The 25,723-nt window shown below is 65.6% G+C and carries 24 protein-coding genes, 1 tRNA gene and 1 riboswitch; of the genes, 4 read left to right on the forward strand and 21 right to left on the reverse strand.

The genetic code is table 11. The features are described 5' to 3' along the window. Positions 1-20: 20 nt before the first annotated feature. The 10 genes from accD to aroA form a co-directional block, all read right to left on the reverse strand. Entirely contained in the window at positions 21-1,088 is a 1,068-nt protein-coding gene (accD, locus tag ACTIFK_RS02500; RefSeq protein ID WP_439541459.1) for an acetyl-CoA carboxylase, carboxyltransferase subunit beta, read from the reverse strand. A gap of 141 nt (positions 1,089-1,229) precedes the next feature. Then, positions 1,230-2,060, reverse strand: a complete 831-nt coding sequence (trpA, locus tag ACTIFK_RS02505) for a tryptophan synthase subunit alpha (protein ID WP_439541460.1) — start codon at positions 2,058-2,060, stop codon at positions 1,230-1,232. Continuing rightward, entirely contained in the window at positions 2,057-3,328 is a 1,272-nt protein-coding gene (gene trpB, locus ACTIFK_RS02510; protein ID WP_439541461.1) for a tryptophan synthase subunit beta, read from the reverse strand. The genes trpA and trpB overlap by 4 nt, the downstream gene beginning before the upstream one ends. A 55-nt stretch (positions 3,329-3,383) precedes the next feature. Continuing rightward, positions 3,384-4,049: a phosphoribosylanthranilate isomerase gene (locus ACTIFK_RS02515; protein ID WP_439541462.1), complete on the reverse strand. Its 666-nt coding sequence runs from the start codon at positions 4,047-4,049 to the stop codon at positions 3,384-3,386. Between the two features lie 240 nt (positions 4,050-4,289). Beyond that, positions 4,290-4,652 carry a hypothetical protein gene (locus ACTIFK_RS02520; RefSeq protein WP_439541463.1) on the reverse strand — a complete coding sequence of 121 codons (363 nt, stop codon included), beginning with the start codon at positions 4,650-4,652 and terminating at the stop codon, positions 4,290-4,292. 80 nt (positions 4,653-4,732) lie between these two features. After that, positions 4,733-5,017, reverse strand: coding sequence for an integration host factor subunit beta (gene ihfB, locus ACTIFK_RS02525; RefSeq protein WP_291152215.1), 285 nt, complete (start codon positions 5,015-5,017; stop codon positions 4,733-4,735). A 33-nt stretch (positions 5,018-5,050) separates the two neighbouring features. Further along, entirely contained in the window at positions 5,051-6,022 is a 972-nt protein-coding gene (sppA, locus tag ACTIFK_RS02530) for a signal peptide peptidase SppA (protein ID WP_439541464.1), read from the reverse strand. 169 nt (positions 6,023-6,191) lie between these two features. Beyond that, positions 6,192-7,922, reverse strand: a complete 1,731-nt coding sequence (gene rpsA / locus ACTIFK_RS02535) for a 30S ribosomal protein S1 (RefSeq protein ID WP_439541465.1) — start codon at positions 7,920-7,922, stop codon at positions 6,192-6,194. Between the two features lie 226 nt (positions 7,923-8,148). Further along, positions 8,149-8,775, reverse strand: coding sequence for a (d)CMP kinase (cmk, locus tag ACTIFK_RS02540; RefSeq protein ID WP_439541466.1), 627 nt, complete (start codon positions 8,773-8,775; stop codon positions 8,149-8,151). Between the two features lie 352 nt (positions 8,776-9,127). Continuing rightward, the gene (aroA, locus tag ACTIFK_RS02545; protein ID WP_439541467.1) at positions 9,128-10,465 is read right to left on the reverse strand and encodes a 3-phosphoshikimate 1-carboxyvinyltransferase; all 1,338 of its coding nucleotides are present in this window, start codon (positions 10,463-10,465) and stop codon (positions 9,128-9,130) included. Between the two features lie 231 nt (positions 10,466-10,696). On the opposite strand from aroA, the gene ACTIFK_RS02550 reads away from it, so the two are divergent. The 3 genes from ACTIFK_RS02550 to ACTIFK_RS02560 all read left to right on the forward strand — a co-directional run bounded on the left by ACTIFK_RS02550 (position 10,697) and on the right by ACTIFK_RS02560 (position 12,215). Continuing rightward, a complete protein-coding gene (locus ACTIFK_RS02550; protein ID WP_439541468.1) occupies positions 10,697-11,074 on the forward strand; it encodes a TIGR02300 family protein in 378 nt (125 codons plus the stop codon). Between the two features lie 227 nt (positions 11,075-11,301). Beyond that, a tRNA-Ala gene (locus ACTIFK_RS02555) sits at positions 11,302-11,377 on the forward strand. Positions 11,378-11,741: 364 nt separating this feature from the next. Continuing rightward, positions 11,742-12,215 (forward strand): VOC family protein, encoded by a 474-nt coding sequence (locus ACTIFK_RS02560; RefSeq protein ID WP_439541469.1) that lies wholly within the window; start codon positions 11,742-11,744, stop codon positions 12,213-12,215. Positions 12,216-12,224: 9 nt separating this feature from the next. Here ACTIFK_RS02560 and atzF read toward each other — a convergent pair whose 3' ends face one another. The 9 genes from atzF to ACTIFK_RS02605 form a co-directional block, all read right to left on the reverse strand. Beyond that, positions 12,225-14,021 carry an allophanate hydrolase gene (atzF, locus tag ACTIFK_RS02565; protein WP_439541470.1) on the reverse strand — a complete coding sequence of 599 codons (1,797 nt, stop codon included), beginning with the start codon at positions 14,019-14,021 and terminating at the stop codon, positions 12,225-12,227. Continuing rightward, positions 14,018-17,641: an urea carboxylase gene (gene uca / locus ACTIFK_RS02570; RefSeq protein WP_439541471.1), complete on the reverse strand. Its 3,624-nt coding sequence runs from the start codon at positions 17,639-17,641 to the stop codon at positions 14,018-14,020. Before uca ends, atzF begins: the two co-directional genes overlap by 4 nt. Position 17,642: 1 nt before the next feature. Further along, the gene (locus ACTIFK_RS02575; protein ID WP_439541472.1) at positions 17,643-18,290 is read right to left on the reverse strand and encodes an urea amidolyase associated protein UAAP2; all 648 of its coding nucleotides are present in this window, start codon (positions 18,288-18,290) and stop codon (positions 17,643-17,645) included. Positions 18,291-18,303: 13 nt separating this feature from the next. Then, on the reverse strand, positions 18,304-19,026 hold the full coding sequence (locus tag ACTIFK_RS02580) for an urea amidolyase associated protein UAAP1 (protein ID WP_439541473.1): 723 nt from the start codon (positions 19,024-19,026) through the stop codon (positions 18,304-18,306). A 98-nt stretch (positions 19,027-19,124) separates the two neighbouring features. Continuing rightward, on the reverse strand, positions 19,125-19,970 hold the full coding sequence (locus ACTIFK_RS02585) for an ABC transporter ATP-binding protein (RefSeq protein WP_439541474.1): 846 nt from the start codon (positions 19,968-19,970) through the stop codon (positions 19,125-19,127). After that, on the reverse strand, positions 19,967-20,785 hold the full coding sequence (locus ACTIFK_RS02590) for an ABC transporter permease (protein WP_439541475.1): 819 nt from the start codon (positions 20,783-20,785) through the stop codon (positions 19,967-19,969). The genes ACTIFK_RS02585 and ACTIFK_RS02590 overlap by 4 nt, the downstream gene beginning before the upstream one ends. Positions 20,786-20,828: 43 nt before the next feature. After that, positions 20,829-21,890, reverse strand: a complete 1,062-nt coding sequence (locus ACTIFK_RS02595; protein ID WP_439541476.1) for a putative urea ABC transporter substrate-binding protein — start codon at positions 21,888-21,890, stop codon at positions 20,829-20,831. A 112-nt stretch (positions 21,891-22,002) separates the two neighbouring features. Continuing rightward, a riboswitch (guanidine-I (ykkC/yxkD leader) is annotated at positions 22,003-22,119 on the reverse strand. A 230-nt stretch (positions 22,120-22,349) separates the two neighbouring features. Further along, complete coding sequence (locus ACTIFK_RS02600) at positions 22,350-22,649, reverse strand: hypothetical protein (RefSeq protein ID WP_439541477.1); 300 nt, start codon at positions 22,647-22,649, stop codon at positions 22,350-22,352. 231 nt (positions 22,650-22,880) lie between these two features. Beyond that, positions 22,881-23,222 (reverse strand): cupin domain-containing protein, encoded by a 342-nt coding sequence (locus tag ACTIFK_RS02605; protein WP_439541478.1) that lies wholly within the window; start codon positions 23,220-23,222, stop codon positions 22,881-22,883. 241 nt (positions 23,223-23,463) lie between these two features. Between ACTIFK_RS02605 and ACTIFK_RS02610 the strand changes: the two genes are divergently transcribed. Beyond that, a complete protein-coding gene (locus ACTIFK_RS02610) occupies positions 23,464-23,865 on the forward strand; it encodes a thioredoxin family protein (RefSeq protein WP_439541479.1) in 402 nt (133 codons plus the stop codon). A gap of 47 nt (positions 23,866-23,912) precedes the next feature. Here the strand turns inward: ACTIFK_RS02610 and ACTIFK_RS02615 are convergent, their stop codons facing one another. Together ACTIFK_RS02615 and mtnA are read right to left on the reverse strand one after the other, a co-directional pair. Beyond that, a complete protein-coding gene (locus ACTIFK_RS02615; RefSeq protein ID WP_439541480.1) occupies positions 23,913-24,614 on the reverse strand; it encodes a class II aldolase/adducin family protein in 702 nt (233 codons plus the stop codon). After that, entirely contained in the window at positions 24,611-25,714 is a 1,104-nt protein-coding gene (gene mtnA, locus ACTIFK_RS02620; protein WP_439541481.1) for an S-methyl-5-thioribose-1-phosphate isomerase, read from the reverse strand. The genes ACTIFK_RS02615 and mtnA overlap by 4 nt, the downstream gene beginning before the upstream one ends. Positions 25,715-25,723: the final 9 nt, after the last annotated feature.

Below are 25,723 nucleotides of genomic sequence, written 5' to 3' on the forward strand. Positions count from 1 at the left end.
CCTCCGCACCCGTATTGGACTTAGTTCTTGGGCGGATTGCTCGTGGTGCTGGCGGCGCGGGCGGTGGTGGGTTCGCCCTGCCGCTCGGGCGCCGCTTCGGCCGGCTTGGCGCCGAACCGCTGCGAGTCGTCGACGGGCTCGACCTCGATCGGCGCCTCGATGAGCTTGCCGTCGGATACCCCGTTGGCCTGCGCCTTGCCGTTGCCGCGACGCGCCTTGGACTTATCGATGGTGGCCGAACCCGACGTGAGAAGCGCGCAGATCCGGCTCAGAGTCTCGCGCATCTTGTGGCGATGCACGACCATGTCGACCATGCCGTGGCTGAGGAGATATTCGGCGCGCTGGAAGCCGTCCGGAAGCTGCTCGCGAATGGTCTGCTGGATGACGCGCGGGCCGGCGAAACAGATGAGAGCGCCAGGCTCCGCGATGTGGACGTCGCCAAGCATGGCGTAGGACGCCGTCACGCCGCCCGTGGTCGGGTCGGTGAGGACGACGATGTAGGGCAATTTGGCTTCGCGCAGGCGTTGTACGGCGATGGTGGTGCGCGGCATCTGCATCAGCGAGAGAATGCCCTCCTGCATGCGCGCGCCGCCGGATGCGGCAAACAGAATGAACGGAGACTTGAGCGCGACCGCGCGAAGCATGCCGGCGATGATCGCCTCGCCCGCCGCCATGCCGAGCGAGCCGCCCATGAATTCGAAGTCCTGGGCCGCGGCAACGATGCGGCGGCCGTCGAGCGTGCCTTCGCCGACGAGAAGCGCATCCTCCATGCCGGTCTTGGTCCGCGCATCCTTGAGGCGGTCGGTGTAGCGACGGCCATCGCGGAACCGCAGCGGATCCTGCGCCACCGTCAGCACGGACACCTGCTCGAAGGCGCCGCCATCGAAGAGGCTCGTGAGGCGGGCGCGCGAGCCCATCTTCATGTGATAGTTGGAGCCGGGAACGACGAACTGGTTGGCCTCGAGGTCCTTGTAAAAGACCATCTGGCCGGTCTCCGGGCACTTGACCCAAAGATTTTCCGGCACCTCGCGCTTCGTCGTCAGGAAGCTGCGGATCTTGGGCCGTACGACGCTATTGATCCAGTTCACGCTTCACTGCTCCTCGAAAATCCGTTCATTCGGCGTCCCACCAGCGTGCCTCGACTGCACCGCCCGGTTCTCGGGACACCCTAGAATCCCCAATCGCCATCGCAAGCAGGCGGCTTCAGCACGCGCCCAGCGGCCGGTCGATCATGCGCGCAAAGCCGCGCTCAAACCTTCGACCAAACTTAGGACGGACGCGGCTGTATTTCCAGTCGCGCGGCCGTCCTGCGCCAAGCTGTCCTCGATGGACCGCACCAGGGCCGAACCGACGACGACGGCGTCCGCGCCTTCGGCAATGGCCCGCGCCTGCTCAGGCGTTCTTACGCCAAATCCGACGGCTACGGGAAGAGTTGTCGCGCGTTTGAGGCGCGCCACCTGCAGTTGTACGTCGGCTGGATCGGCGGAGCCAGAGCCCGTGATGCCCGTGATCGAAACGTAGTAAAGAAAACCGGACGTGTTTTTCAGCACGGTCTTCAAGCGCTTATCGTCGGTCGTCGGCGTGGCGAGGCGAACGAAGTTCAGTCCTCGCTCGACGGCCGGCAGGCAAAGCTCGTCGTCGGCTTCCGGCGGGACATCCACAACAATCAAGCCGTCGACGCCGGCGGCGGCGGCGTCATCGAGGAATTTTTCAGCCGGGTAGACGTAGATCGGATTGTAGTAGCCCATCAGGACGATCGGCGTTTCGTTGTCGGACTTGCGGAACTCCCGGACCATGTCGAGGGTGTTGCGCATCGTGTGGCCGGCCCTGAGCGCGCGCAGCGACGACGCCTGGATCGCGGGACCATCGGCCATCGGATCGGAGAACGGCATGCCGAGCTCGATGAGATCGGCGCCGGCCTTCGGCAGCCCTGCCAAAATTGTCTTCGAGGTTGCGAGATCCGGATCGCCCGCCGTGACGAAGGTGACGAGACCGGCGCGGCCTTCCGCCTTCAGCGCCACGAAGCGCCGGTCGATCCGCGTTTCAAATTTCTTGGTCAAAGCTTGATCCCCAGATAGCCCGCGACGGCGAAGACATCCTTGTCGCCACGGCCGCACATGTTCATCACCAGCAGATTGTCCTCGGGCAGGGTGGGCGCGAGCTTCGTCACCCAGGCCAGCGCGTGCGACGGCTCGAGCGCGGGAATGATCCCTTCGAGGCGGGCCGAAAGCTGGAACGCCGTCAGCGCTTCCTTGTCGGTGATCGAAACGTACTCGACGCGGCCCGTGTCGCGCAGCCACGAGTGCTCGGGGCCGACACCCGGATAGTCGAGGCCGGCCGAGATCGAATGGCCTTCGAGGATCTGGCCTTCCTGGTCCTGCAGCAGATAGGTCCGGTTGCCATGCAGCACGCCGGGGCGGCCGCCGTTCATCGAAGCGGCGTGACCGTTTTCGACATCGAGGCCGTGGCCGCCGGCTTCGACGCCGTAGATCTTGACGCTCTCGTCATCGAGGAACGGATGGAACAGGCCGATGGCGTTCGAGCCGCCGCCGATGCAGGCGACGAGCGTGTCTGGCAAGCGGTCCTCCCGCTCCTGCATCTGAGCGCGTGTTTCTTCGCCTATGATGGCCTGGAAGTCGCGCACCATGGCGGGATAGGGATGCGGACCGGCCGCCGTGCCGATCAGATAATAGGTGTCGTGCACGTTGGTCACCCAATCGCGCAGCGCCTCGTTCATGGCGTCCTTGAGCGTACCCGCGCCGGAGGTGACGGGATTGACCTTCGCGCCGAGCATGTGCATGCGCGCGACGTTCGGAGACTGGCGGGCGACGTCGGTTGCGCCCATGTAGATTTCGCACGGCAGGCCGAAGCGGGCGCAGACTGTCGCGACGGCAACGCCGTGCTGGCCGGCGCCGGTCTCGGCGATGATGCGCGTCTTGCCCATGCGGCGGGCGAGCTGGATCTGGCCGAGGCAGTTGTTGATCTTGTGGCTGCCGGTGTGGTTCAGCTCGTCGCGCTTGAAGTAGATTTTCGCGCCGCCCTTGCCGCCCGCTTTCTTGGCTTCTGCGCGGCAGTGCTCGGTCAGCCGCTCGGCGAAATAGAGCGGGCTCGGACGGCCGCCGTAGTGGAGCAGGAGATTGGTCAGGTCCGCCTGGAAGGCGGGATCGTTCTTGGCGGCATCGTAGGCCGCCTCAAGATCGAGAATCAGCGGCATCAGCGTTTCGGCGACAAAGCGGCCGCCGAACATGCCGAAGAAGCCGGTGTCGTCGGGACCGGCGCGCAGCGAGTTCGCCTTCGCTTCGGTGGTCTTCTGCTCTTTCGAGGCCATCGGCCTTATCCTTTCGGTTCGAGCCTGCGGGACCGGCCCGCACGCCCGACTGATTTCACGCTTGATTAGCGGCCTTTGCGGCGCGAAGGAAGCGCCGGATCAGCTCCGGGTCCTTTTCACCCGGGCTGCTTTCGACGCCTGACGAAACGTCGACAACGGCAGCCCCCGTCAGTGCAATCGCCGCGGCGACGTTGCGGGGCGTCAGGCCACCGGCCAATGCGAATGGATGGCCGCCTTCGGCCGCTTCCAGAATGTGCCAGTCGAAGGCGAGGCCGTTGCCGCCCGGCAGCGCGCCGGGGCCTTGCGGCGGCTTGGCGTCGAACAGCACCATGTCGGCGCGGCCGGGCTGCACATAATTCTTCGCGGCCGCGACTTCGTCCGCCGTCGAGACCGGCACCGCTTTCAGGATCGGAATGCCGCCGCGGCTGCGGATGGCCTCGACGCGCTCGACCGTCTCGTGGCCGTGGAGTTGAATCATATGCGGGCGCACCTCGGCCGCTACGCGATCGACCAGCGCATCGTCCGGATCGACCAGCAGCGTCACTGTCGTGACGCCGGGGCGGGTTTCGGCGTGGCGCGCGAGGCCGGCCGCTTGGGCGATGCTGACGTTGCGCGGGCTTTTCGCATAGAGCACGAAGCCAACCAGATCGGCGCCGGCGTCGAGCGCGGCGTCGAGCGCCGCCTCGGTGCGCAATCCGCAGATTTTCACGCGTGTCGGCATTGGGATTCGTTTCGCTGCTCGAGTTCTTCCAGCATAGGTATTGCCGTGTGGCACCCCCTCACCCGCTCGCTGCGCTCGCGACCTCTCCCCAAGGGGAGAGGGAAAGTGGTGCGCCCCACTTGCCTCTCCCGTCATGGCGGAGCCATGCTTCGCATGGACGGAAGAGGCCGGAAACGATCGAAGGTTTCCGGGTGTGGGGGGCGCCGCAGGAAGCTTCGTTAGAAGGAGAAAGTAGCGTTCTTACGCGGCGTTGCGTTTGTCGGGCGGCGCGATGGCCTTGGCGCGGGCCGAGATCTCGGCGTCGCGCTCGCGCATCAGCCTGTCCGACTCCATCTGCCAGCGCTTGGCCTCGCTCGTGCGCACGCGCGCGGTGCGGCGCCATCGGGACTGCGTCAGCCAGACGGCGGCGCCGCCGAGAAGCACGCCGACCAGCAGCGCGCCGAACAGAAAGCCGTAGAACGGCATGACGACGGAGAGCACGGGCGTTTCCGGACGGAACGGGTCCAGCACCAAGCGAACGGAATGGCGATTGGCAACCGCGAGCGTCACCAGCAGCGCGGCTGCCGGGAATGCGATCAACACCCAAATGATCCGTTTGAGCACGCTATCTCCTCTCGACCGGCATTACGACACCCTCGCCGCTCGCACACGGTACGCGGCGCGAACGCGCTGCGTAACTGGGCTCAGTCGTTGGTGTTGAGCCGGTCGCGCAGTTCCTTGCCCGTCTTGAAGAACGGGACGAATTTCTCGGCCACCGGCACCGGATCGCCCGTGCGCGGGTTGCGGCCCTGGCGCGCGGCGCGATGCTTGACGGTGAAGGCACCGAAGCCGCGCAGCTCGACGCGATCGCCCTGCGCCAGCGCGTCGACGATCTCGTCGAACACGACGTTGACGATGCGCTCGACGTCGCGATGGTACAGGTGCGGGTTCGAGGCTGCGATTTTCTGGATCAGCTCAGATTTGATCATGTACGAACCCTCCCGGAAAAGTATTGTTATTCTTCAATTTTCCGGAGGTTGCCAAACGGAAACGAGGCCGTCAAGCCCGAGTCTGCCAACGGATGGTGACAGGGTTACGAGTTCGGTCATGCGGGCCAGGGCGCCCAGCGCCAGTGCGCCGGCCGCGGCGGAGGCCGATCCGGTCACTCCGCCCCAAGTCCCCTCGGCCGTCGGCTTCCAGCTGACGACCTTCAGGTCCTTCGAGATCCCGCGCGTGTTTTCGAGCCAGCGCACGGCTTCCGTCTCACCGCCGATCTCGTCCACGAGCTTGCGCTCGAGCGCCTGGCGGCCCGAGAAGATCCGGCCCTGAACCAGTCCGTCGACGGCGGCGGGGTTGATGCCGCGGCGCTCCTCGACGAGGGACAGAAACCAGCGGAACCCGTCGTCGATCGTGTCCTGCATCACCTTGCGGGCGCCGTCGCTGGCGGGTTCAAAGGGGTTCGGGGTGGCCTTCAGCTCGCCGCTCTTAACCTCGTTGAACTTGATGCCGAGCTTGGCCAGCAGCTCGCTCACCTCCGGCCATTGGGCCAGCACGCCGACCGAGCCGGTAATGGTGTTGCCGCGCGTGACGATGTGGTCCGTGCCGAGACCGACGATGTAGCCGGCGGATGCGGCGACGGTGCCGAATTGCGCCACCACGGGCTTGGTCTGGGCCACATCGCGGAGGGCGAGATAGAGGCTTTCGCCGCCGGTCGTGGTGCCGCCGGGGCTGTTGACGAAGACGATCAGCGCCTCGACGTGCTTGGCGTCCTTGATCTTCTTCAGCATGGCGATCTGGTCGCGGTCGTCGGTGATGGTGCCTTCGATGGCGACGCGCGCGATCTGCTTGGTGCCGGCCAGGGTGGACAGGTCCTCGCTGCCGAAGACCATGGCGCCAAGCAGCAAGCCGATGAACAGGACGGCGGCGCTGCGCCAGAACGTGATGCGCCGGCGCATGCGGCGGCGATCGAGAACAGCTTCGATTTCTAGGGACATCTCTCAGCGCGCTCCTGGGGCTAAGCCCGCAAATTAGGAAACCCTGCCATCCTGCGCAATGGCGCTTCGTATTCTCCCTTTAGCAGAAGCCGCACCGGAAAAAGAAAAATGCGCGGGACTTTCGCCCCGCGCACCTTGGTAAATCTCAACGTAAGCGGCTTTAAACCGCCTACTCCTCCGTTTCGGAGTCGTCGGCGTCCGCGTCGCGCTTCTTGATGGCGGCTTTGAAGATGTCGCCAAGCGAAGCGCCCGAGTCCGACGAACCGTACTGCGCCACGGCCTGCTTCTCTTCGGCGATTTCGAGCGCCTTGATCGAGACTGTGATGCGGCGTGCGGCCTTGTCGACGGTGAGCACTGCGCCATCGACCTTCTGGCCGACAGTGAAGCGTTCCGAGCGCTGCTCCGAACGGTCGCGCGAGAGATCCGAGCGCTTGATGAACGTGGTGAGGTCGCTGTCTGCGATCTTCACCTCGATGCCGTTCTCCTGCACCAGGACAACTTCACACGTGACCTGGTCGCCCTTCTTGTACTTGGCAAGAGCGTCCGCCGGATCGCCGCCGAGCTGCTTGATGCCGAGCGAAATACGCTCCTTCGAGCTGTCGACGTCGAGCACGGTCGCTTTGACCGTGTCGCCCTTCTTGTAGTCCTTGATGACCTCGTCGCCGGCCTTCTGCCAGTCGAGATCGGAGAGGTGGACCATGCCGTCCACGCCGCCGTCGAGACCGATGAAGAGACCGAATTCCGTGATGTTGCGGATCGGACCTTCGACAACGGTGCCCTTCGGGTGCTGAGCGAGGAACGCGTCCCAGGGGTTGTCCTGGGTCTGCTTGAGGCCGAGCGAAATGCGGCGCTTGGCGGGGTCGACCTCGAGGATCTGCACTTCGACCTGCTGGCTGGTCGAGACGATCTTGCCGGGGTGGACGTTCTTCTTGGTCCAGCTCATCTCGGAGACGTGGATCAGGCCTTCGACGCCCGGCTCCAGCTCCACGAAGGCGCCGTAGTCGGCGATGTTCGTGACGGTGCCGGAGAAGCGCGCGCCGATCGGGTACTTGGCCTCGATCGCCGACCACGGGTCGGACTGGAGCTGCTTCATGCCGAGGCTGATGCGCTGCGTCTCGGGGTTGATGCGGATGATCTGCACCTTCACCGTGTCGCCGACGTTCAGGATCTCGGACGGATGGTTGACGCGGCGCCAGGCCATGTCGGTCACATGCAGCAGGCCGTCGATGCCGCCGAGGTCGATGAACGCACCGTAGTCGGTGATGTTCTTGACGAGGCCGTCGATGATCTGGCCTTCGGCGAGACGGGCGACGATGTCGGCGCGCTGCTCGGCGCGGGTCTCTTCAAGAACGGAGCGGCGCGAAACGACGATGTTGCCGCGACGGCGATCCATCTTGAGGATCTGGAACTGCTGCGGCTGATGCATGAGCGGGCCGATGTCGCGCACGGGGCGGATGTCGACCTGGGAACCCGGAAGGAACGCCACGGCGCCGTCGAGGTCGACGGTGAAGCCGCCCTTGACCTTGTTGAAGATCACGCCGGTGACCTTCTCGCCCTTCTCGGAGAGCTTCTCGAGGCGGGTCCAGCTTTCCTCGCGGCGCGCCTTGTCGCGCGAGAGAACGGCTTCACCCAGCGCGTTCTCGATGCGCTCGAGGTAGACTTCGACGGTGTCGCCGACCTTGATGGTGCTGGGCTGGCCGGCAATGCCGAATTCCTTGACCGGAACGCGGCCTTCCATCTTCAGACCGACGTCGATGACGGCGAGGTCCTTCTCGATGCCAACGACCTTGCCCTTGACGACGCTGCCTTCAAAAAGATCGTCCTTGGCGAGGCTATCGGCGAGCATCGCGGCGAAATCCTCGCGCGACGGCGAATAGTCTTTGCTCACTTCAGCGGACATTCAAACTCCTGGCGGTGTGTTGATATGAATGGAATGTACCGCCGTAGACGCTCCTTGAAGCGGCTGCAGCGGCGCGGATTAGGTCTGGCCGAGAGCCCTGCCGGACGTGCGTTTGCACGCTCGGACGGTATCTCCCGGAACGTCTCTGTTGATCTTGGTCTCAGCGCCGCCGTGATGGGCCTCAAGCCCGCCAGTGAAATTTGAGACATTTGCACTGCAAACGTCCCTAGTGGCTGATCTTCCTCTTGATCAATCCGACAGCGGCGTCGAATGCGGCTTCTATACTCAAGTTGCTGGTGTCAAGCAACTCCGCATCTTCAGCCAGCATCATAGGGGCGCTGGCGCGGCCTGAGTCGCGGGCGTCCCGGGCCAGAATGTCCTCCAGCACGGTTTCATAGGCAACGGCCGAGCCCCTGGCCTCGAATTCGGCAAACCGCCGGCTGGCGCGGACCTCGGGGCTCGCGGTGACGAAAATCTTCACGTTCGCGTCCGGGCAGACAACGGTGGCGATGTCGCGTCCGTCCAGCACGGCGCCGGGCGGGCGGCGGGCGAAATTCCGCTGATAGGCGAGCAGCGCGGCGCGGACCTCCGGGATACGGGCCACGATCGAGGCGGCATCCCCGGCTGCGTTGCCGCGAAGGTCGGCGTCCTCCAGCTCGCGCGGATCGAGGTTGCGGGCGGCCGCGACGGCGGCCCAGGCATCCTCCAGCCGGAAGCCGTTGCGTGCGACATCCCGCGCCACGGCGCGATAGAGCAGCCCGGTATCCAGGCAATGAAACCCGAAGTGGTTCGCGAGGCGCTTGGCCAGCGTGCCCTTGCCGGACGCCGCCGGACCGTCGATGGCGATGATCATGGCGTTTTTCCCTCTCCCCATCGTCCTGCACTTGCGATGGGGAGAGGGCTGGGGTCGACGATCATGGGACATCCTGCCGACGTAGCATTCGCGGAAACTTGCGTGGGTCCCGACCTGCGTCGGGATGACGTTAGTGGTGAGGGAGCCGCCCGCCTCCTTGTGACGTCATCCCGGCGAAGGCCGGGACCCACGCAAGCATCAGCTTGCGCGACGTCGAGGACGTCGAGAGAGAGAGCGGTCCCCGCGAAGGGCTTCGCCATGACGCGAGGGGCAGTATGCGCTGCGATCCGTTGCTGCCCCTCACCCCAACCCTCTCCCCGCAGGCGGGGAGAGGTGGCTGTTGCGGCGATGATCATGGCGCGAGGCCCTCGCCGAAGCGGGCGCCGAGGCGTTCCATCAGCGCGCGGAACTCGGGGAAGCTGGTCGCAATCATGGCCGTGTCGTCGACCGTCACGGGCTGCGCGGCGGCAAGCCCCATGACCAGGAACGACATGGCGATGCGGTGATCCAGATGGGTCGCGACAGTGCCGCCGCCCGGCACTGTGCCGGTGCCGTGGACAGTCAGCGTGTCGCCGACGGCTTCGGCTTGGACGCCGTTGGCCGCGAGACCTGCGGCGGTCGCAGCCAGGCGATCGCTTTCCTTGACCTTCAGCTCGGCGAGGCCGTTCATGCGCGTTGCGCCCTTGGCGAACGCGGCGACCACGGCCAGCATCGGGTATTCGTCGATCATGGCGGGGGCGCGGGCCGCCGGAACGTCGACGCCCGTGAGGGGCGAAGAGCGCACGCGGATGTCGGCCACCGGCTCGCCCCCCTCCTCGCGCTCGTCGAGGAAAGCGATGTCGGCGCCCATTTCCTTAAGCGTCGTGTAGAGGCCGGTGCGCGTCGGGTTGATCAGCACGCCTTCGACCGTCACGTCCGAGCCCGGGACAATCAAGGCCGCGGCGATCAGGAAGGCGGCCGAGGACGGGTCTGCGGGCACGGTGACGTCGCGGCCTTCGAGCTCAGCCTGACCCTTGATGGTGATCCGGGTCCGCTCGCCATCGGCGACGCACGTCACCTCAGCGCCGAAGTGGCGGAGCATGCGTTCGGTGTGATCGCGGGTCGGTTCGCGCTCGATCACGGTCGTCTCGCCGGCCGTGCCGAGACCGGCCAGCAGGACCGCGCTTTTGACCTGGGCCGAGGGCACCGGAAGCTCATAGACGATCGGCACCAGCCGCGACGACCCGCGGATGGTCAGCGGCAGGCGCTCGCGATTCTCGTCGACCTCCACGCCCATCTGCTTCAGCGGCCCGAGGATGCGGCCCATCGGGCGTTTCGAGAGCGACGCGTCGCCGATCATCGTCACGGCGATGTCGTGCGGCGCAACCACGCCCATCATGAGACGCGAGCCAGTGCCTGCGTTGCCGAAATCAAGCGGAGCGGCGGGCTGCGCGAGGCCGCCCGTGCCGCGGCCGAGCACCTCCCAGACGTCGCCCGATTTGCTGGCTGGGGCGCCGAGCGCCGTCACGGCCTGCGCGGTGTTGATCACGTCCTCGGATTCCAAGAGCCCGCGAATGCGCGTTCTGCCGGTCGCCAGCGCGCCCAGCATGAGGGCGCGGTGGGAAATCGACTTATCTCCAGGTACGCGAAAACGGCCCCGGAGAGGGCCGGATTTGAAGGCAGACAGCGGAAAGGGGCCGGCGTGGGTCACGGAGCGGAAGCCTGATCTTTGGAGGAGGAGCAAGACGTTCACGGATGTCTGACACGGATGCCTGGCACGGATTTCCGGCCGTCTTGGAAGCCAGGGCATAGAGCCGCCGGAGCCGGGTGCTGTCAACGGCGCGGACGCGAGTTTCCAGCGTTCCGCTCGGAAACGTTTTGACAGCCGTGATGCACTATGGCAGACCCCGCTATCCCAAATTCACTACTGAGCAAAAAAGCCATGGCGACGAAACAAGCGCGCGGGACCAAGCGTTCCTGCCAAAGCAACGAATGCGGCGCGCGGTTCTACGACCTCAACCGCAATCCGATCACGTGTCCGATTTGCGGCTCGATCTACGAACTCGCGTCCTCGCCGCTGGCGATCGCCGCGAGCGAGGAGAAGTCGAGCCGCCGGGCCCGCAAGCCCGACTTCGTCGAGAAGCCTGTGGTCGCCGAGGCGGTCGAGGCCGATGTCGACGAGGTGCTCCCCGAGATCGAAGACGCCGAGGACGTAGCGGCGGAAGAAGACGAGACCTTCCTCGAAGAAGAAGAGGAAGAGGGCGGCGACGTGTCCAACATCATCGGCGGGCCGGTGACCGAGGGCGACGAAGAGCGCTAAGTACGCGATAAAGTGCGCTGCGCTCGCGATTAGGGAGCGCTCCGCACTCGATTAGGAGCGCTCCGCGCACGGCGGCCTTTCCTTTTGTTGGGCCGGCCGCCAATTTCGCTCTTGCAGATTCGGGGCGATCGGCCTAATGAGCCGGTCTTCTCATTTCGCGTCCGATCCGAAGGGTCTGACGCGCGCGGACGAGGGAGAATTTCCGCCCACGTCCGTTCCCATGGTCAGGGGCCATAGCTCAGCTGGGAGAGCGCTTGCATGGCATGCAAGAGGTCAGCGGTTCGATCCCGCTTGGCTCCACCACTCCTTTAGGCTCACGCGCTTATAGCTGTCCGAATGGGCAGCGAACGCTCCGGCGGTCGCTCCGCCGTTTTCCTTCTAAGTCGTTGATGATGCTAGCTAGATCGTCGGCCTTCCGCCGCTTCCTGCTCAACGGCCGCGGCGAGGCGCCCGGCGCGCATCCTCATGTTCCCTCACATGGCCTTTGTCGCGGATTGGCAGCACGGCGGATGGATTTTCGTCGTGCAGAGGCCGTATCCTGCCGTGGGCGGCAACGCGCTGAAAGCGGACGCGCACGCAATTTTGCGATGCCGTGTCGGCCGGGCGCGAGTTGGATCGTCTTCAGGATGGGCGACCAACGCAGAAGATCCAACGGAGAGGACACGAGATGGCCAAGAACACCATTTGCATTTGGTACGATAAGGACGCCGAAGCTGCCGCCCGCTTCTACGCCGCAACGTTCCCAGACAGCACGGTCGGCGCCATCCATCGTGCGCCCGGCGACTTCCCCTCCGGCAAAGAGGGCGACGTGCTGACGGTCGAATTCACCGTCGCGGGCATTCCGTGTCTCGGCCTCAACGGCGGACCCGCCTTCAAACACAACGAAGCGTTCTCTTTCCAGATCGCCACCGAAGATCAGCAAGAGACCGACCGCTACTGGAACGCCATCGTCGGCAATGGCGGGAGCGAGAGCGCGTGCGGCTGGTGCAAGGACAAATGGGGCCTCTCCTGGCAAATCACGCCCCGCGTGCTGACCGACGCGATGGCCGCCGGTGGCGCAGAAGCCAAGCGCGCGTTTGCAGCCATGATGACGATGCAAAAGATCGATGTCGCCGCCATCGAGGCGGCGCGGCGCGGCTGACGACCCGCCTCACCCGCGTGCGAGCCACGCGCGCCAGCCACCGAAGCCGGTGATTTCGGTGGCGTTGGCAAGACCGTAGGGCTCGCAGATGAAGCCCTTCACGGTGCTGCCATCGCTCAACGTCACCGTGCCGATCCCCAACGGCGCGGGAATGAGGGCCACGAAGGACCCAAATGCCTCGTGGCTCATTTCCCAGACCTCGACCTCAAGGTTGCCGGCCCCTTCGCCGTCGAACAACAGGCCCGGCTTCGCGGGCACTGTTCCGGCGAGGGCGTACAGGCGGTAGCCCGGCGCCGTGCGCGTGGTTTCGCGCAGGTACGCGTTTCGCTCGCGAAGCTGGCTGTTGAGCGGCTGCCCGGACAAGTGCGCACCCACAACGGCCACCGCGACGCGATTTTTCGCAGGTGAGGTGCTGACCGGTCGCGTCTCGTCGAGCGGCTTCCCCGTCGCGCCGAGCTTGAGGTTAGGCCCCGCGCGGTGCAGACGATCGCCAAGCGACGCCAGCATGCCGTCCTGGAACGCGCGCCCGATGACCGTCACGCCGAACGGCAGCCCATTCGCGCGGAAGCCCGCAGGTACGGCGAGTGCCGATAGATCCATCAGGTTGACGAAGTTGGTGTAGAGGCCAAGGTTGGAATTGCGCCTGACCGGATCGGCCAACACGTCGGCAATCGTGTACGTCGTGCCCGTGGTGGGCAGCAGCATCACGTCCATTTTCTGCCATTCCGCTTCTGCCGCCCGCGCGAAGCCGGCCAGGCGATAGAAGCCGTCGAACGCTTCAACAGCCGATAGCGCGCCAGCGCGGCGGATGATGTCGCCAACGACGGCGTGCATCGCATCCGGGTTCTGCTCGGCAAATTCGCGGATGGCGGCCAGCCGTTCTGCCACCCACGGTCCGGAGTAGAGCAACCGCGCGGCATCGCGAAATGGCGCGAAGTCGAACGTTACGATTTCGGCGCCTGTCTCGGCCAAGCGCTCGAGCGCCTCCCGATAGAGCGTCTCGGCGTCGCGATCGCCAAAGAATTCCAGCCCATCACTTGGAACGCCGACGCGCGTGCCGCCCGGTACGGCGCTGACGGAAAACGGACTTGGAAATTTGCGCGAGTAGGCATCCGCCGCATCGAAGGCCGCAGCGGTTTCCATCACTTTTGCCGCGTCGGCGACAGTCAGTGCAAAAATGGACACGGTGTCCTGCGTGCGGCAGGCCGGCACGACTCCCGATGCGCTCAACGCACCCTTTGTTGGCTTCAAACCAACGATATTGTTGAAGGCTGCCGGTACGCGCCCGGAGCCTGCCGTGTCGGTGCCGAGCGCGAACGAGACGAGGCCAGCGGCCACGGCAACGGCCGAGCCGGAGCTCGATCCGCCGGAAATGTAGTCCGGATTGAAGACGCTCGCCGGGATACCGTACGGCGACCGCGTGCCGACAAGACCGGTCGCGAACTGGTCCATGTTGGTCTTGCCCACAACAATTGCGCCCGCAGCCTCCAGCCGTTGCACGACGGTTGCCGACCGCTCGGGCGTGTAGGCGAAGTCCGGGCAGGCGCAGGTCGTCGGCACGCCCGCGACATCGATGTTGTCTTTGACGGCGAATGGGATGCCGTAAAGCGGCCCCTTCGTCGCCCCGCGCGCCTTGGCGAAAGCAGCTTCGCGCGCGACCAGATTGATCCACACGGGCCGCTCGCCGGCGGCGGCGATGCGGCGGTAGACCTCGCCGATCACATCCTCGGGTGTGAAGGCGCCTGCCGCGTAACCGGCGGCCAGCGTCTCGATGTCGAGCGAGAGCGATGAGAGAGCTGCGCTCACTGTGCAGCCTCCGCGGTATCTTCGGTGATCACCGCGAGCGTCTGGCCCAGCGAAACGGCCCTGCCCTCGGCGCAACGGATCTCGCCGAGCGTCCCGGACACCGGCGCGTGCACGGCCATCTCCATCTTCATGGACTCGACCACGATGAGAACGTCTCCCTCCTTGACGCGCGCGCCCTTCGCCACGTTGATCTTCCACACCGCGCCGGGCACCGGGCTGGCAACTGCCACCGCGCCGGGCGCAAGCGCGTCCGCGTCGTCCGGGGCGGGGCCGGCATCACTCGCAATCGCACCGGACTGGTCGCTGTCCTGCCAACGCGAACGCTCGGCGTCGAAGGCTGCCTGCTGACGCGTTTTGAAAGCCGCGATTTCGGTGGCGTTGCCGGCCAGGAAGCGGCGGTAATCGGACAGCTTGAACGAGGTGGGCTCAATCTTGAGGCCGCATTTTCCTTGCAGGAAGCCGTCGCGGAACTCGGCCAGCTCCTCCGCTGAAACCGGGTAGAAGCGGATTTGGTCGAAGAAGCGCAAGAGCCACGGTTTGTCGTCCTCGAACTCCGGCGTGATGCGATAGGTGTTCCAGATCTGCGCCGTGCGGCCGATGAACTGGTAACCGCCCGGCCCCTCCATGCCATAGACGCACATGTAGGCGCCGCCGATGCCGACGGCATTCTCGGGCGTCCACGTGCGGGCCGGATTGTACTTGGTCGTGACGAGGCGGTGGCGCGGATCGACGGGGGTCGCGACCGGCGCGCCGAGATACACGTCGCCGAGGCCGAGCACGAGATAGCTTGCCCCAAAGGCAATTGCTTTCACGTCGTCGATGCTATCGAGGCCGTTGATGCGGCGGATGAACTCGATGTTGGACGGGCACCACGGTGCGTCGGCCCGGACCGACTGCATATATTTTTCGATGGCGAGCTGTGTCGCCGCGTCGTCCCAGGACAGCGGCATGTGCACGATGCGGCTCGCAACCTCGATGTCGCCGACATCGTCCATCCCGTCTTCGATCTCCGACAGCTCGCTCAGCAACGCGTCGAGGGAGAGAACGCGGCTGTCGTAATGCACCTGCAGAGAGCGGATTCCAGGCGTCAGATCGACGATGCCCGGCGTCTCCTTGATCGACAGCCGCTGCATCAGGACGTGGACGCGAAAGCGAAGCTCGAAGTCGAGCACGATCGGCCCGTACTCCACGAGCAGATACTTGTCGCCCGCGCGGCGATAGATGACACGCGGCAGCGCGCCGTTCGCCTCGCGCACGCCGACGATGCAGTCGTCGGCACCGTGCGGTCCGGACTGCGCCGCCAGGAGCGGCGCGTGCACGAGCGTCGCGATCTCTCGATCCTGCCGCTCCTCCAGGCCATGCGCCTCGCCCGGCGTGAGACGCTTGAAGCGGATCTTGTCGCCGGGGCGCAACTGCCCGATCTTCCACAGCTCCGCCTGGACGATAGTGACGGGACAGACGAAGCCGCCGAGCGAGGGGCCGTCGGGCCCCAGGATCACGGGCATGTCGCCGGTGAAGTCGACCGCGCCGATGGCGTAGGCGTTGTCATGAATGTTGCTGGGATGGAGACCGGCTTCGCCGCCATCGCTGCGCGCCCATGCGGGTTTCGGGCCGATCAGACGCACCCCGGTGCGGTTGGAGTTGTAGTGCACCTCCCATTCGGCGGCGAAGAACGTCGCGATGTCGTCATCGGTGAAGAAATCCGGCGCGCCGTGCGGGCCATAGAGCACGCCGATCTCCCAGGCGTGCGTCACCCGCGGAATGAGATCGGCGGCGAGCGGCCTGCCGTTGTCGTTGGCGACCGCGCGGGCTTCGGCGATGTGCAGCACATCTCCCGGCAACAGCGCGCGGCCGCCGTGTCCTCCGAACTTGCCGAGCGTGAACGTTGCGCGGCTGCCGAGGTAGTCCGGCACGTCGAAGCCGCCCCGCACGGAGAGATAGGCGCGCGTGCCTGCGCCGGTCACGCCGCCGAGCTTCAAGACTTGGCCGGCAGCGATTGCGACGGGCTGCCAGAACGGGACGGCGACGTCGCCGATGCTGGCCTTCAAGGCCGCGCCCGTGAGGCAAATGACGGCATCGGTATTGAACTGGAGCGTGGGGCCGGTCAGCGTGATCTCGAGGCCCGGGGTCCCCTCGCTGTTGCCGACGATCCGATTGGCGAGGCGAAACGACAGGTGATCCATTGGGCCGGATGGCGGCACGCCGACGGCCCAGTAGCCGGTTCGCCCCGGCCAATCCTGGATGGTGGTCTGCGTGCCCGGCGTCAGCACCTCGACGCTCGCCGCGCGATAAGGGAACGTCGCCAACGTGCTCGTAAGCACGTCGCCATCGACGAAAACTTGCGACGCAACCAGCTGCCGCAAGTAGCGCAGATTGGTTTCGAGACCGCCGATCTCGGTGCGATCGAGGGCCGCCTGCATCTTGACGAGCGCTTCGGCGCGCGTCTCGCCCCGGACGATCACCTTGGCGAGCATGGGGTCGTAGTAAGGCGACACCTCGGCGCCGCTCTCGACCCACGTCTCGACGCGTGTACCGGCCGGCCAGGCGACATGGGTCAGGAGCCCGGAACTCGGGCGGAAGTCGCGGCCGGGATCTTCGGCGTAGAGGCGGACCTGGATCGATGCGCCGTGCGGCGCGACGCGCTCCTGCTCCAACGGCAGCGTCTCGCCCGCAGCTTGCCGCACCATCCACTCGACGAGGTCGGTGCCGGTCACCTCCTCGGTGACGCCATGCTCGACTTGCAGCCGCGTATTGACTTCGAGAAAATAAAACGCGTCCGTGTCGCTGTCGTACAGAAATTCGACGGTGCCAGCGCTCTCGTAGTTGACCGACTGGCCGAGTTTGCGCGCGGTGTTCCAGAGAGCTTTCCGCATGGCCGACGAGAGGCCCGGCGCCGGCGTTTCCTCGACGACTTTCTGATTGCGTCGTTGCGCGGAGCAGTCGCGCTCACCGAGGGCGATGACGCGACCCTTGCCGTCGCCAAAGATCTGCACCTCGATATGCCGCCCTCGCGCGACGAACTTTTCCAGGAAAAGACCCGGATCCTTGAAGTTGTTGCGGGCGAGGCGCTCGACGCGCTCGTACAGCGGAGCCAAGTCTGCTTCCGAAGAGACCAGCTGTAGGCCGATGCCGCCGCCACCGGCCGTGCTCTTCAGCATGACCGGGTAGCCGATGCGGCGCGCCTCGGAACTGGCTTCCTCGAGCGAGGCAACGAGGCCTGAACCCGACGCGAGCGGCACGCCCGCCGCCTCCGCCAACTCGCGCGCTTTGTGCTTGAGACCAAAGGCGCGCATCTGTTCCGGCTTGGGTCCGATGAAGACGATGCCGGCGTTGGCGCAGGCGTCGGCAAAATCGGGATTTTCAGACAGGAATCCGTAGCCGGGGTGGATGGCCTCGGCGCCCGTCGCCTGCGCGGCTTCGAGGATGGCGTCTGCGCGCAGATAGCTTTGCGCCGCCGCGGCCGGACCGATGCAAACGGCCTCTCCCGCTTGCGCGACATGCATCGCGTGGCGGTCGGCCACGGAATAGACGGCCACGCTGGCCACCCCCATGCGATCGAGCGTGCGGATGATGCGGCAGGCGATGGCGCCGCGATTGGCGATCAGAACTTTCTTGAACATCCTAGGCGCGCTCCGGCCAGATCAGAACTTCGATGGGGGTTGGGTTGTAGGCGTTGCAAGGATTGTTGAGCTGCGGGCAATTCGAGATGAGAACGATGACGTCCATCTCGGCGCGCATCTCCACGTACTTGCCGGGCGCGGAGACGCCGTCCGCGAAGGTGAGCGCGCCATCTGGCGTCACCGGAACGTTCATGAAGAAGTTGATGTTGTGGGCGATGTCGCGCTTCGTCAGCCCGTACTGCTCATTCTCGACAACGGCCAGAAGGTAGCTGTCGCGGCAGGCGTGCATGGTTTTCTTTTCGAGCGCATAGCGCACCGTGTTGCTCTCCGTCGCGCACGCGCCGCCGAGGGTGTCGTGGCGGCCGACGGTGTCGGCGGTGATCGTCATCAAGGGACGGCAGAGGTCGGACAGGAGCGTCGATCCGGCGCCGAGGTAGACGTTGCCTTGCTCGCGGATGGTGTCGGACGCCGAGTAGCGTTCGTGCGGGTCTGCCGCGCTGAAAACAAGTGTGTCGGCGGCCTGGTTGCCTTCGAGATCGACGATCCGCAGCGTCTCGCCGTGCTTGACGACGTGCATCCAGTAGCCGCCCGCACCGACGGTCTCGCGATAGGTCGCGGCGGAGGCCTGCAATGTGCTTTCCTTGATCATTGTGTTCTTCTCGTCAGCAGCCGCAGCCGGCGTGGAACAGGCGGTTGTTTTCGTAGCCGCGCGCGTTCTCCGGCGCAGAGAGACGGCAGGCGTCGTCGGCGGCCGCGGGCAGACCTTCGAGGATGTCGAAGCGCACCGGTTTGCGCGGATAGACGGCACTCGGATCGAGCGGATGCGGGCACGTGTGAAACAGCACGAGAGTGTCCATCTCGAAGCGGAGTTCGACCTCGGCGCCGGGCTTCGCAGCCGTCGCATCGAACTGCAGCGCGCCGTCCTCGGCGGTGGTCACCTTGCTGAACCAGTTGACGTTGGCTGCGAGGTCGCGGCGGCCTAAGCCGTACTTGGCCGCCTCGACGAGGAAGCTGTCGCGGCCGTTCTGTTGCCAGTCGTTGCGGCGGTCCTGGTAGCTAGCGCTTCCCCAGCGCGCCGCGACCATGGCCCTATGGCTTGAGCCGCAGACGGTGTCGTGCCAGCCCGCGGTGTCGCCGACGATCGCGCAAAAAATGCGGCCCATATCGGAATAGAGGCAGTGGCCGGCGGTGAGCTTGAAGGTGTGCTGGCACTTCAGCGTGTCGGGCGCGTTGTAGCGCTCAAGCAGGTTCTGCGGATTGTAGAACAGCATGCCGACGTTGGCGCCGCCTTCGACATCCGTGAGGCGCAATCGATGATGCTGCCGCATGATCATCGACCAATGCTTTCCGCCGGGCAGCGTGTCGCCGTAGATCGCTCCGTTCACTTTTGCTCTCCTCGGCCGGAGATGGTCCGGCCCCGCTGGTCCGGGTCGTCCCGGGGGAAAGTCGCCACGCGCAGGGTCGTCCCCGCGGAATTTCGCAGTTAGTGCACCTGCTGCTCCGCCTTGGGTTGCGCCTGGGCCGGCTCGATCTGCAGCGCGGGCAGCGGCCCGGCTCCATTGAGGTCGGCGGCGATCTTGCGCGGCCAGACATCGAAATCCCGGGTGACGGTGGCGCCGACCGGAAGATCGCCCGTCAGCGTCGTGCCGTAGCGTTCGAGCTCCTCGGGCCGATTGCGTGGCCGCTCGAAGGCAATGACGCGCGTGCCGAGGCGGAACGCCTCCGAGAGGTCGTGCGTGACCATGACGACGGTCAATTCGTTCTCGTTCCACATGCGCCGCATGAGCACGTGGATGTCGGCGCGGATGCCCGGGTCGAGGGCTCCGAACGGCTCGTCGAGAAGCAGCACCTTCGGGCGGCGATTGAGCGCCTGGGCCAAGGCAAGACGTTGCTGCATGCCGCCGGACAGAGCCGCGGGATACTTGCCTTCGTGGCCCGTGAGGCCGACCTCGTCGAGAAGCTTCTGCGCCTCGTCGCGCGCCGCGCGGCGCGCTCCGCCGAACAGCTTTCCGAGCAAGCGCGACTGCTCGAACTCGCGCCCGATCATGATGTTTTCCAGCACCGTCAGATGCGGAAACACGGAATAGCGCTGGAACACGACGCCACGGTCGCTGTCCGGCTCCGCCTTCAGCGGTTTCCCATCGAGGAGTATCCGGCCGCGCGTCGGCGCTTCCTGGCCGAGCAGCATGCGCAGGAACGTGGTCTTGCCGCAGCCCGATGGGCCGACCAGCGCAACGAACGCGCGTGGCGCGATCGTGAGGTTGATCTGCTCGAGCACGACATGGTCGCCGTACTCCTTCCAAACCTTGTCGAAGACGATGCTGGTCATGACGCGCGTGCTCCCTCGAACCAGGGAAACGCTCGGCGTTTCAGGAGCCGCAGGCTCCAATCCATCAGGAATGCGAGCAGGGTAATCCACAGCACATACGGAATGATCACGTCCATCGACAGGTAGCGGCGGACGAGAAAAATGCGGTAGCCGAGACCCGACTCGGAGGCGATCGCCTCGGCGGCGATCAGGAACAGCCAGGCCGGCCCGATTTCCAGACGAAGGGAATCGATGAGGCGCGGCAGGATCTGCGGCGTCACCACGCGCGTGGCGATCTGCCAGGACGATGCGCCCAGCGTCTGCGCCTTGATGATCTGCTCGCGCGGGATCTCCTCGACGCGCTGCGCGATGTCGCGCACGAGCTTCAGGGCCGTGCCGACAACAATCAGCGTGATCTTCGAGGCTTCGCCGAGCCCCATGACGATGAACAGGATCGGCAGAAGCGCCAGGCACGGGATCATCGAGGCGACGGCGACGAAGGGGCTGAGGGTGGCGGCCGCCACCGGCAGCATGCCGGTGACGACGCCGAAGACGAGGGCGATGGCGGTCGAGATCGTCAACGCGGTCAGGAGGCGGTACAGGCTCGCGGCCGTGTCGGACCACAGCAGATAAAGTCCGGTGCGCTGATCGGCCGTAAACGCATACTGGTTCACCGCCTCGGCGATGGTGCCGAACGCCGGCAGCAGTTTGTCGGCCGGATTGACGGCAAGCCGCAGGTCCGAGCCAACCATGTAGGCGGCGATGGCGAGGACGAAGGGAACAGCCGCCAGCGCCACGTGCCAGCCACGGCTCGGCCTGATGTTGATGGCGCGCATGTTTCCTCCGTCCCGCGTCGTACTCAGGAGCTTGCGTCGGTCTCTAGAGCTTGCCGTCGGCGGCGGCCTGCATGTAGGTCGCGTCGTAGCGGAGCTTCACGTTGGCCTTGTCGCCGTAGACGGAGCCGTCGGGGAAAGCGACGCCAATGGCGCCTGCCGATTTGGCGTCCTTGCCGAGCAGCGCTTTGTCAAAAAGGAAGGTCGACACGCGCTCGGTCGTGGACTTGACGTCCGGCCCCGTGGCGAAGGCCACGGCGTCCTTCGGCGTAGCGAAGAGCTTGGTGGTCGCTAGCTGCTCGTCGAAACCCTTGATATCCGTGCCGGACGCCTTGGCCATGTGCTCCTTGGCAGCGGGATCCTTCTCCAGCGCGGCCATGGTGTCGTACCAGATGCCGACCAGGGCTTTGCCGAAGTCCGGATTGGCCTTCAGAACCTCGGTGTTGGCGACCATGAGGTCGATGATCTCGCCGGGAATCTGGGCGCTGTCGAACACCTTCTTGGCGTCCGGCGATTCCAGGATGGTCGAGACGACCGGCTTCCAGGTGACAACCGCGGTCACGTCCGGCGTCTTGAACGCGGCGGCCATGTCGGCGTCCGAGGTGTTGACGACCTTGAGGTCCTTCTCGGCGAGCTTCACGCTTTCGAGGGCGCGGGCGAGCAGATAGTGCGAGACCGAGAATTCCACGAGGTTGACGCTCGTGCCCTTCAGCGCTTCGAGACCGCCCGACTTGACGATGATGGCGTCGTTGCCATTCGAGAAGTCGCCGACGACGACGGCTGTGGTGTCGACACCGCCGGCGGCAGGAATCGAGAGGGCGTCCATGTTCGTCAACGTCACGGCGTCGAAGGCGCCCGCGGTGTACTGGTTGATCGATTCGACGTAGTCGTTGAACTGCTTGACCTCGATGGTGATGCCGTACTTGTCGGCCCACTTCTTCACGATGCCGCTGTCGGCGGCATAGCCCCAGGGCATCCATCCGACATAGATCGACCAAGCAACCTTGAAGTCCTTTTTCTCCTTGGCCGCGGCACCGGGCACGGCGAGCGCCATGCCGAGCGCCAAAGCGGCGGCAGCGCCGATAACTTGCGAGACAGTTCGGTTCATGAAGTTCCCCAATGCTGACCAGTTGCAGGTCGCAAAGGGCTTTCGGACGAACGGCGGCGCACGTGTGACGAGGAGGCCTTCCGTTCAAGAGCCGAAGCTCCTTGCGGCGTAGGTCTCCCGGGCTTTTATCCCGCCGTGGCTTCGCGCACCCCATCCTCGGGCGTCAGCGAGAGCGCCTCTCTCGGACCAGCACCGCCATCACGCGGCCGGAACCCTAGAGGCATTATGTGAGGGTAAATTGCACGACCCGTGCCAAGCAAAAATTGCAGCGATTATCGGCTTTCCGCGTGCGCGAAGGGCGTCACGCCTGGCGCTAATTTCGCCAAGTGATGCCTCGTTGGGCAAATTGCGGCCGAACGGGCGTCGTTCGGCGGAGCGCTCCCGGCGAGGGTCAAGCGCGATCTCGCGCTCCGCACAACGAGCGTCGCGGACGCGAATGAAAATGCGATGTCGGCGGGATCAGCCGTTCGAGCGCAGGGCGTGCTTCGCCGAGAGTTGCGCGGCCTCATGGCGCACGGACGCAGGGCGCGCAGACGCAGCCTGAACGCGCGTGCGCTGCTGCTCTCGTTGCGGGATGCGACGCAAAAGGGCCGCGCGCGAGGCCGCCTTGCGGGCGGCGCGGCGCCAGAACAGCCGGTCCGTCACCTGCAGCACGTCGACCGCGAGCGTCAGGGGTGGCGCGACCATCAGATAGAGCACCTTGGTGTCGGTGGCGCACTCGGGCCATTCGCGGCGCGCGATCCAGAAGGAGCGCGCCACATAAAATCCGACTAAAGCCAATATGAGAGCCCAACCGGAAAGCAAAAATGAAAATGAGTTCGTGTCGTCTGTGATGGTCACGGGGGGTACACCGTCGCGTGTCGTGTCGTGGCTGGGAAGGTCGTCGTCAGTCAGTCTGATCTGCAAACCCTAACATCGAACAACGGCCGCAGTTCCACCCTGCCGAACACTTAGGGGGTTTTCGGGGATACGCGCGTGGGATGTAAGGGCTCAACTTTTTCCCGCAGGGCGTTCGTCGCCGTCCGACGTATAGGCGGGCGGCACGTAGACATTCAACGTCTTAAGCGGTGTCGCGCCGGTATTGCGGATCTCGTGCCGATCGCCGCGCTGGATCAGCATCAGCGCGCCCGCGTCGAGCGGATAGACATGGCCGTTGACGCGCGCTTCGCCGGTCCCGCTTTCGATGTAGAGCCACTGATCGGCACCACGGTGGGCGTTGTCCGGGCCGCCTTCCGAGCCTCCGGGCGCGATCACCATCGACGCCGCCTGCGAGTGCGCGTCGCCCGTCAACACGTGAAAGCCGTTCGCGAACGTCACCGAAGCCTGTTTCATCGCAATTTCCTGCTGGCTGCCTCGAAAAAACGCTTGGCGCGGCGCAGGGTTCGCTAGTGTCTTTCCGGTTTTGATGGAATTGCGGAAAGACTCTAGCCCTTTGTTTTGGCGTGCTTCCTATCGGAAAACCGGTTCCCACTTTTCCGGAAGCACGCTCGCCGACGTTTACCGTGAAACATTCGGCTGCGGGGTCGCCGCTCCCGCCTGCCAGCGGTGGCATCGAAGATGCAGCGCTACCGACATGACGCGCAACCGCACCCTTTCCGCCCTCCCCCGCTGTCTCGTATTGGGACTGCTCGCCGTTCTTGCGCCCGGTGCAAGCCACGCGGCGCCGGATCGCGACGGCGCTCCCGAGACCGGCTATGAACTGATCGCGTTCGAAGCTCCGGGCTGCAACTATTGTCCGGTCTTCCGCCGTGACGTGGAGCCCTCCTACGCCGCCTCACGCGCCGGGAAGACCGCGCCGCTCAGGTTCATCGACGTCAACGAGCCCGTGGCCGACAGCTTCCAGCTCTCGAGCCCCGTGACGATGGTACCCACGCTCGTGCTGGTCCGGAACCGGATCGAGATCGGGCGCATCAACGGCTATTTCGGGCGCGAGAACATGCATCACATGCTGAACGCGCTGCTGCCGGCGGAGTAGCAGGGAGCCAGTCTAGGACTCGGCGTCTCTACTAGGGCTCGGCTTCTCTAGGACTGGGCGTCCTGGCCGTAGGATTTGAACCGCTCAAGCACGATCACCATCTCGTCGTCGCCCAGCAGGGGAGGCGCGCCGAGGGTCAGCAGCTTGTAGTATTGCTCCGCCAGCACCTCCACCTCGTGGGCCAGCTCCAGAGCGCGGGGCAGCGTCTCGCCGAGCGCGATCGCGCCGTGGTGCGCCATCAGACACGCGCGGCGCTCCGTCAGACCCGAAGCCACATGCGCGGCAAGCTCCGGGCTGCCGAACGTTGCATAGGGCACGACCGGAATGTCGGATCCGCCCGCGACCGCGATCATGTAGTGAAAGGCGGGGATGGACTTGCCGGCGCACGCCAGCACCACCGCATGCAGCGAATGGGTGTGGACGACCGCGCCCATGTCGGGGCGTGCCGCGTAGGCCGAAAGATGGAAGTGCCACTCGCTGGAGGGCTTCTTCTGCCGTCCCGGTACGGAGCCGTCGGAGGCCACGAAGACGATGTCCTTCGGGCCGATGTCCTCGTAGGCGAGCCCGGTCGGCGTGATCAGCATGCCGCCGTCGGTGCGCGCCGACACATTGCCGGAGCGCCCTGGCGACAATCCGCTGCGGCTCATGGCCAGCGCCGTCTCGATGAGCTCGCGGCGCAGGCGGGTCTCGGCCGGCCGCGAACGCGCTTCGCCCTCTTTTCCGCGCTTCGATTTTCCGGCCTTGCTCATGCGGCCGTCTCCCGGCGTTCTGGGTAGAGCCCGAGCAGACCGTCGCGGCTTGCGGCCGCGATGCCGCGCTCGGTGATGAAGCCGGTGACGAGGCGGGCCGGCGTGACGTCGAATGCGGGGTTGGCGGCCGGAGAGCCGGGGGCCGCGATCTCGACCGGCACGACCGAGCCGTCCGCGAGACGGCCCAGCATGATGAGCACCTCGTCGGCGCCGCGCTCCTCGATGGGGATGTCGCGTCCCGATCCGAGCGTCCAGTCGATGGTGGAATACGGCAACGCAACGTAGAACGGCACGCCGGTGTCATGCGCGGCGAGCGCCTTGAGGTAGGTGCCGATTTTGTTGGCGACGTCGCCGTTGGCGGCGACGCGGTCGGTGCCGACGATGCAGAGGTCGACCTGACCCTGCTGCATCAGGTGCCCGCCGGCGTTGTCGACGATCAACGTGTGCGGCACGCCATGGCGTCCGAGCTCGTAGGCCGTCAGCGCCGCGCCCTGGTTGCGCGGGCGCGTCTCGTCCACCCACACATGCACGGGGATGCCCGCGTCATGCGCATGATAGATCGGCGAGGTCGCCGTGCCCCAGTCGACGCAGGCAAGCCAGCCCGCGTTGCAGTGCGTCAGGATGTTGACCGCTTCGCCGTTGTGCTTCTTTTCGGCGATGGCGCGGATGAGCGCGACGCCGTTGACGCCGATGTTGCGGCACGTCTCGACGTCGTCCTCGGCAATGACGTGCGCCTTGGCATAGGCGGCCGCGGTGCGTACGCCGACAGGTAAGGGCTGGACGTGGCGGCGGACTTCTTCCAGCGCCCATCTCAGGTTGACCGCCGTCGGCCGCTGGCGCGCAAGGTGGTCGATCGCGTGCGCAAGGCCCGCATCCGATGCATCCGCTTGCAGCGCGAGCGCCAGTCCGTATGCCGCCGTGGCGCCAATGAGCGGCGCGCCGCGCACCTGCATTGTGAGAATGGCGCGCGCGGCGTCGTCGAGCGTGCGCAGGGTGACGGTCTCGAAGCGATGCGGCAGCCGCGTCTGGTCGATGATGACGACGGACGCGCCGTCGTCTCCGGGCCAGATGGTTCGATACGCCGTTCCGTCGATCTTCATCGTGCCTAT

Origin of the sequence: Hyphomicrobium sp., assembly GCF_051860585.1 — a bacterium.
In the GTDB taxonomy this organism is placed as follows: domain Bacteria; phylum Pseudomonadota; class Alphaproteobacteria; order Rhizobiales; family Hyphomicrobiaceae; genus Hyphomicrobium_C.

Bases quoted from the DNA above. Each gene is read 5' to 3' on its own strand.
- trpB (WP_439541461.1), bottom strand. From the start codon at position 3,328: ATGGCCTCGAAAGAGCAGAAGACCACCGAAGCGAAGGCGAACTCGCTG.
- ACTIFK_RS02515 (WP_439541462.1), bottom strand. From the start codon at position 4,049: ATGCCGACACGCGTGAAAATCTGCGGATTGCGCACCGAGGCGGCGCTC.
- ihfB (WP_291152215.1), bottom strand. From the start codon at position 5,017: ATGATCAAATCTGAGCTGATCCAGAAAATCGCAGCCTCGAACCCGCAC.
- sppA (WP_439541464.1), bottom strand. From the start codon at position 6,022: ATGTCCCTAGAAATCGAAGCTGTTCTCGATCGCCGCCGCATGCGCCGG.
- rpsA (WP_439541465.1), bottom strand. From the start codon at position 7,922: ATGTCCGCTGAAGTGAGCAAAGACTATTCGCCGTCGCGCGAGGATTTC.
- cmk (WP_439541466.1), bottom strand. From the start codon at position 8,775: ATGATCATCGCCATCGACGGTCCGGCGGCGTCCGGCAAGGGCACGCTG.
- ACTIFK_RS02550 (WP_439541468.1), top strand. From the start codon at position 10,697: ATGGCGACGAAACAAGCGCGCGGGACCAAGCGTTCCTGCCAAAGCAAC.
- ACTIFK_RS02560 (WP_439541469.1), top strand. From the start codon at position 11,742: ATGGCCAAGAACACCATTTGCATTTGGTACGATAAGGACGCCGAAGCT.
- uca (WP_439541471.1), bottom strand. From the start codon at position 17,641: ATGTTCAAGAAAGTTCTGATCGCCAATCGCGGCGCCATCGCCTGCCGC.
- ACTIFK_RS02575 (WP_439541472.1), bottom strand. From the start codon at position 18,290: ATGATCAAGGAAAGCACATTGCAGGCCTCCGCCGCGACCTATCGCGAG.
- ACTIFK_RS02585 (WP_439541474.1), bottom strand. From the start codon at position 19,970: ATGACCAGCATCGTCTTCGACAAGGTTTGGAAGGAGTACGGCGACCAT.
- ACTIFK_RS02590 (WP_439541475.1), bottom strand. From the start codon at position 20,785: ATGCGCGCCATCAACATCAGGCCGAGCCGTGGCTGGCACGTGGCGCTG.
- ACTIFK_RS02595 (WP_439541476.1), bottom strand. From the start codon at position 21,890: ATGAACCGAACTGTCTCGCAAGTTATCGGCGCTGCCGCCGCTTTGGCG.
- ACTIFK_RS02605 (WP_439541478.1), bottom strand. From the start codon at position 23,222: ATGAAACAGGCTTCGGTGACGTTCGCGAACGGCTTTCACGTGTTGACG.
- ACTIFK_RS02610 (WP_439541479.1), top strand. From the start codon at position 23,464: ATGACGCGCAACCGCACCCTTTCCGCCCTCCCCCGCTGTCTCGTATTG.
- ACTIFK_RS02615 (WP_439541480.1), bottom strand. From the start codon at position 24,614: ATGAGCAAGGCCGGAAAATCGAAGCGCGGAAAAGAGGGCGAAGCGCGT.
- mtnA (WP_439541481.1), bottom strand. From the start codon at position 25,714: ATGAAGATCGACGGAACGGCGTATCGAACCATCTGGCCCGGAGACGAC.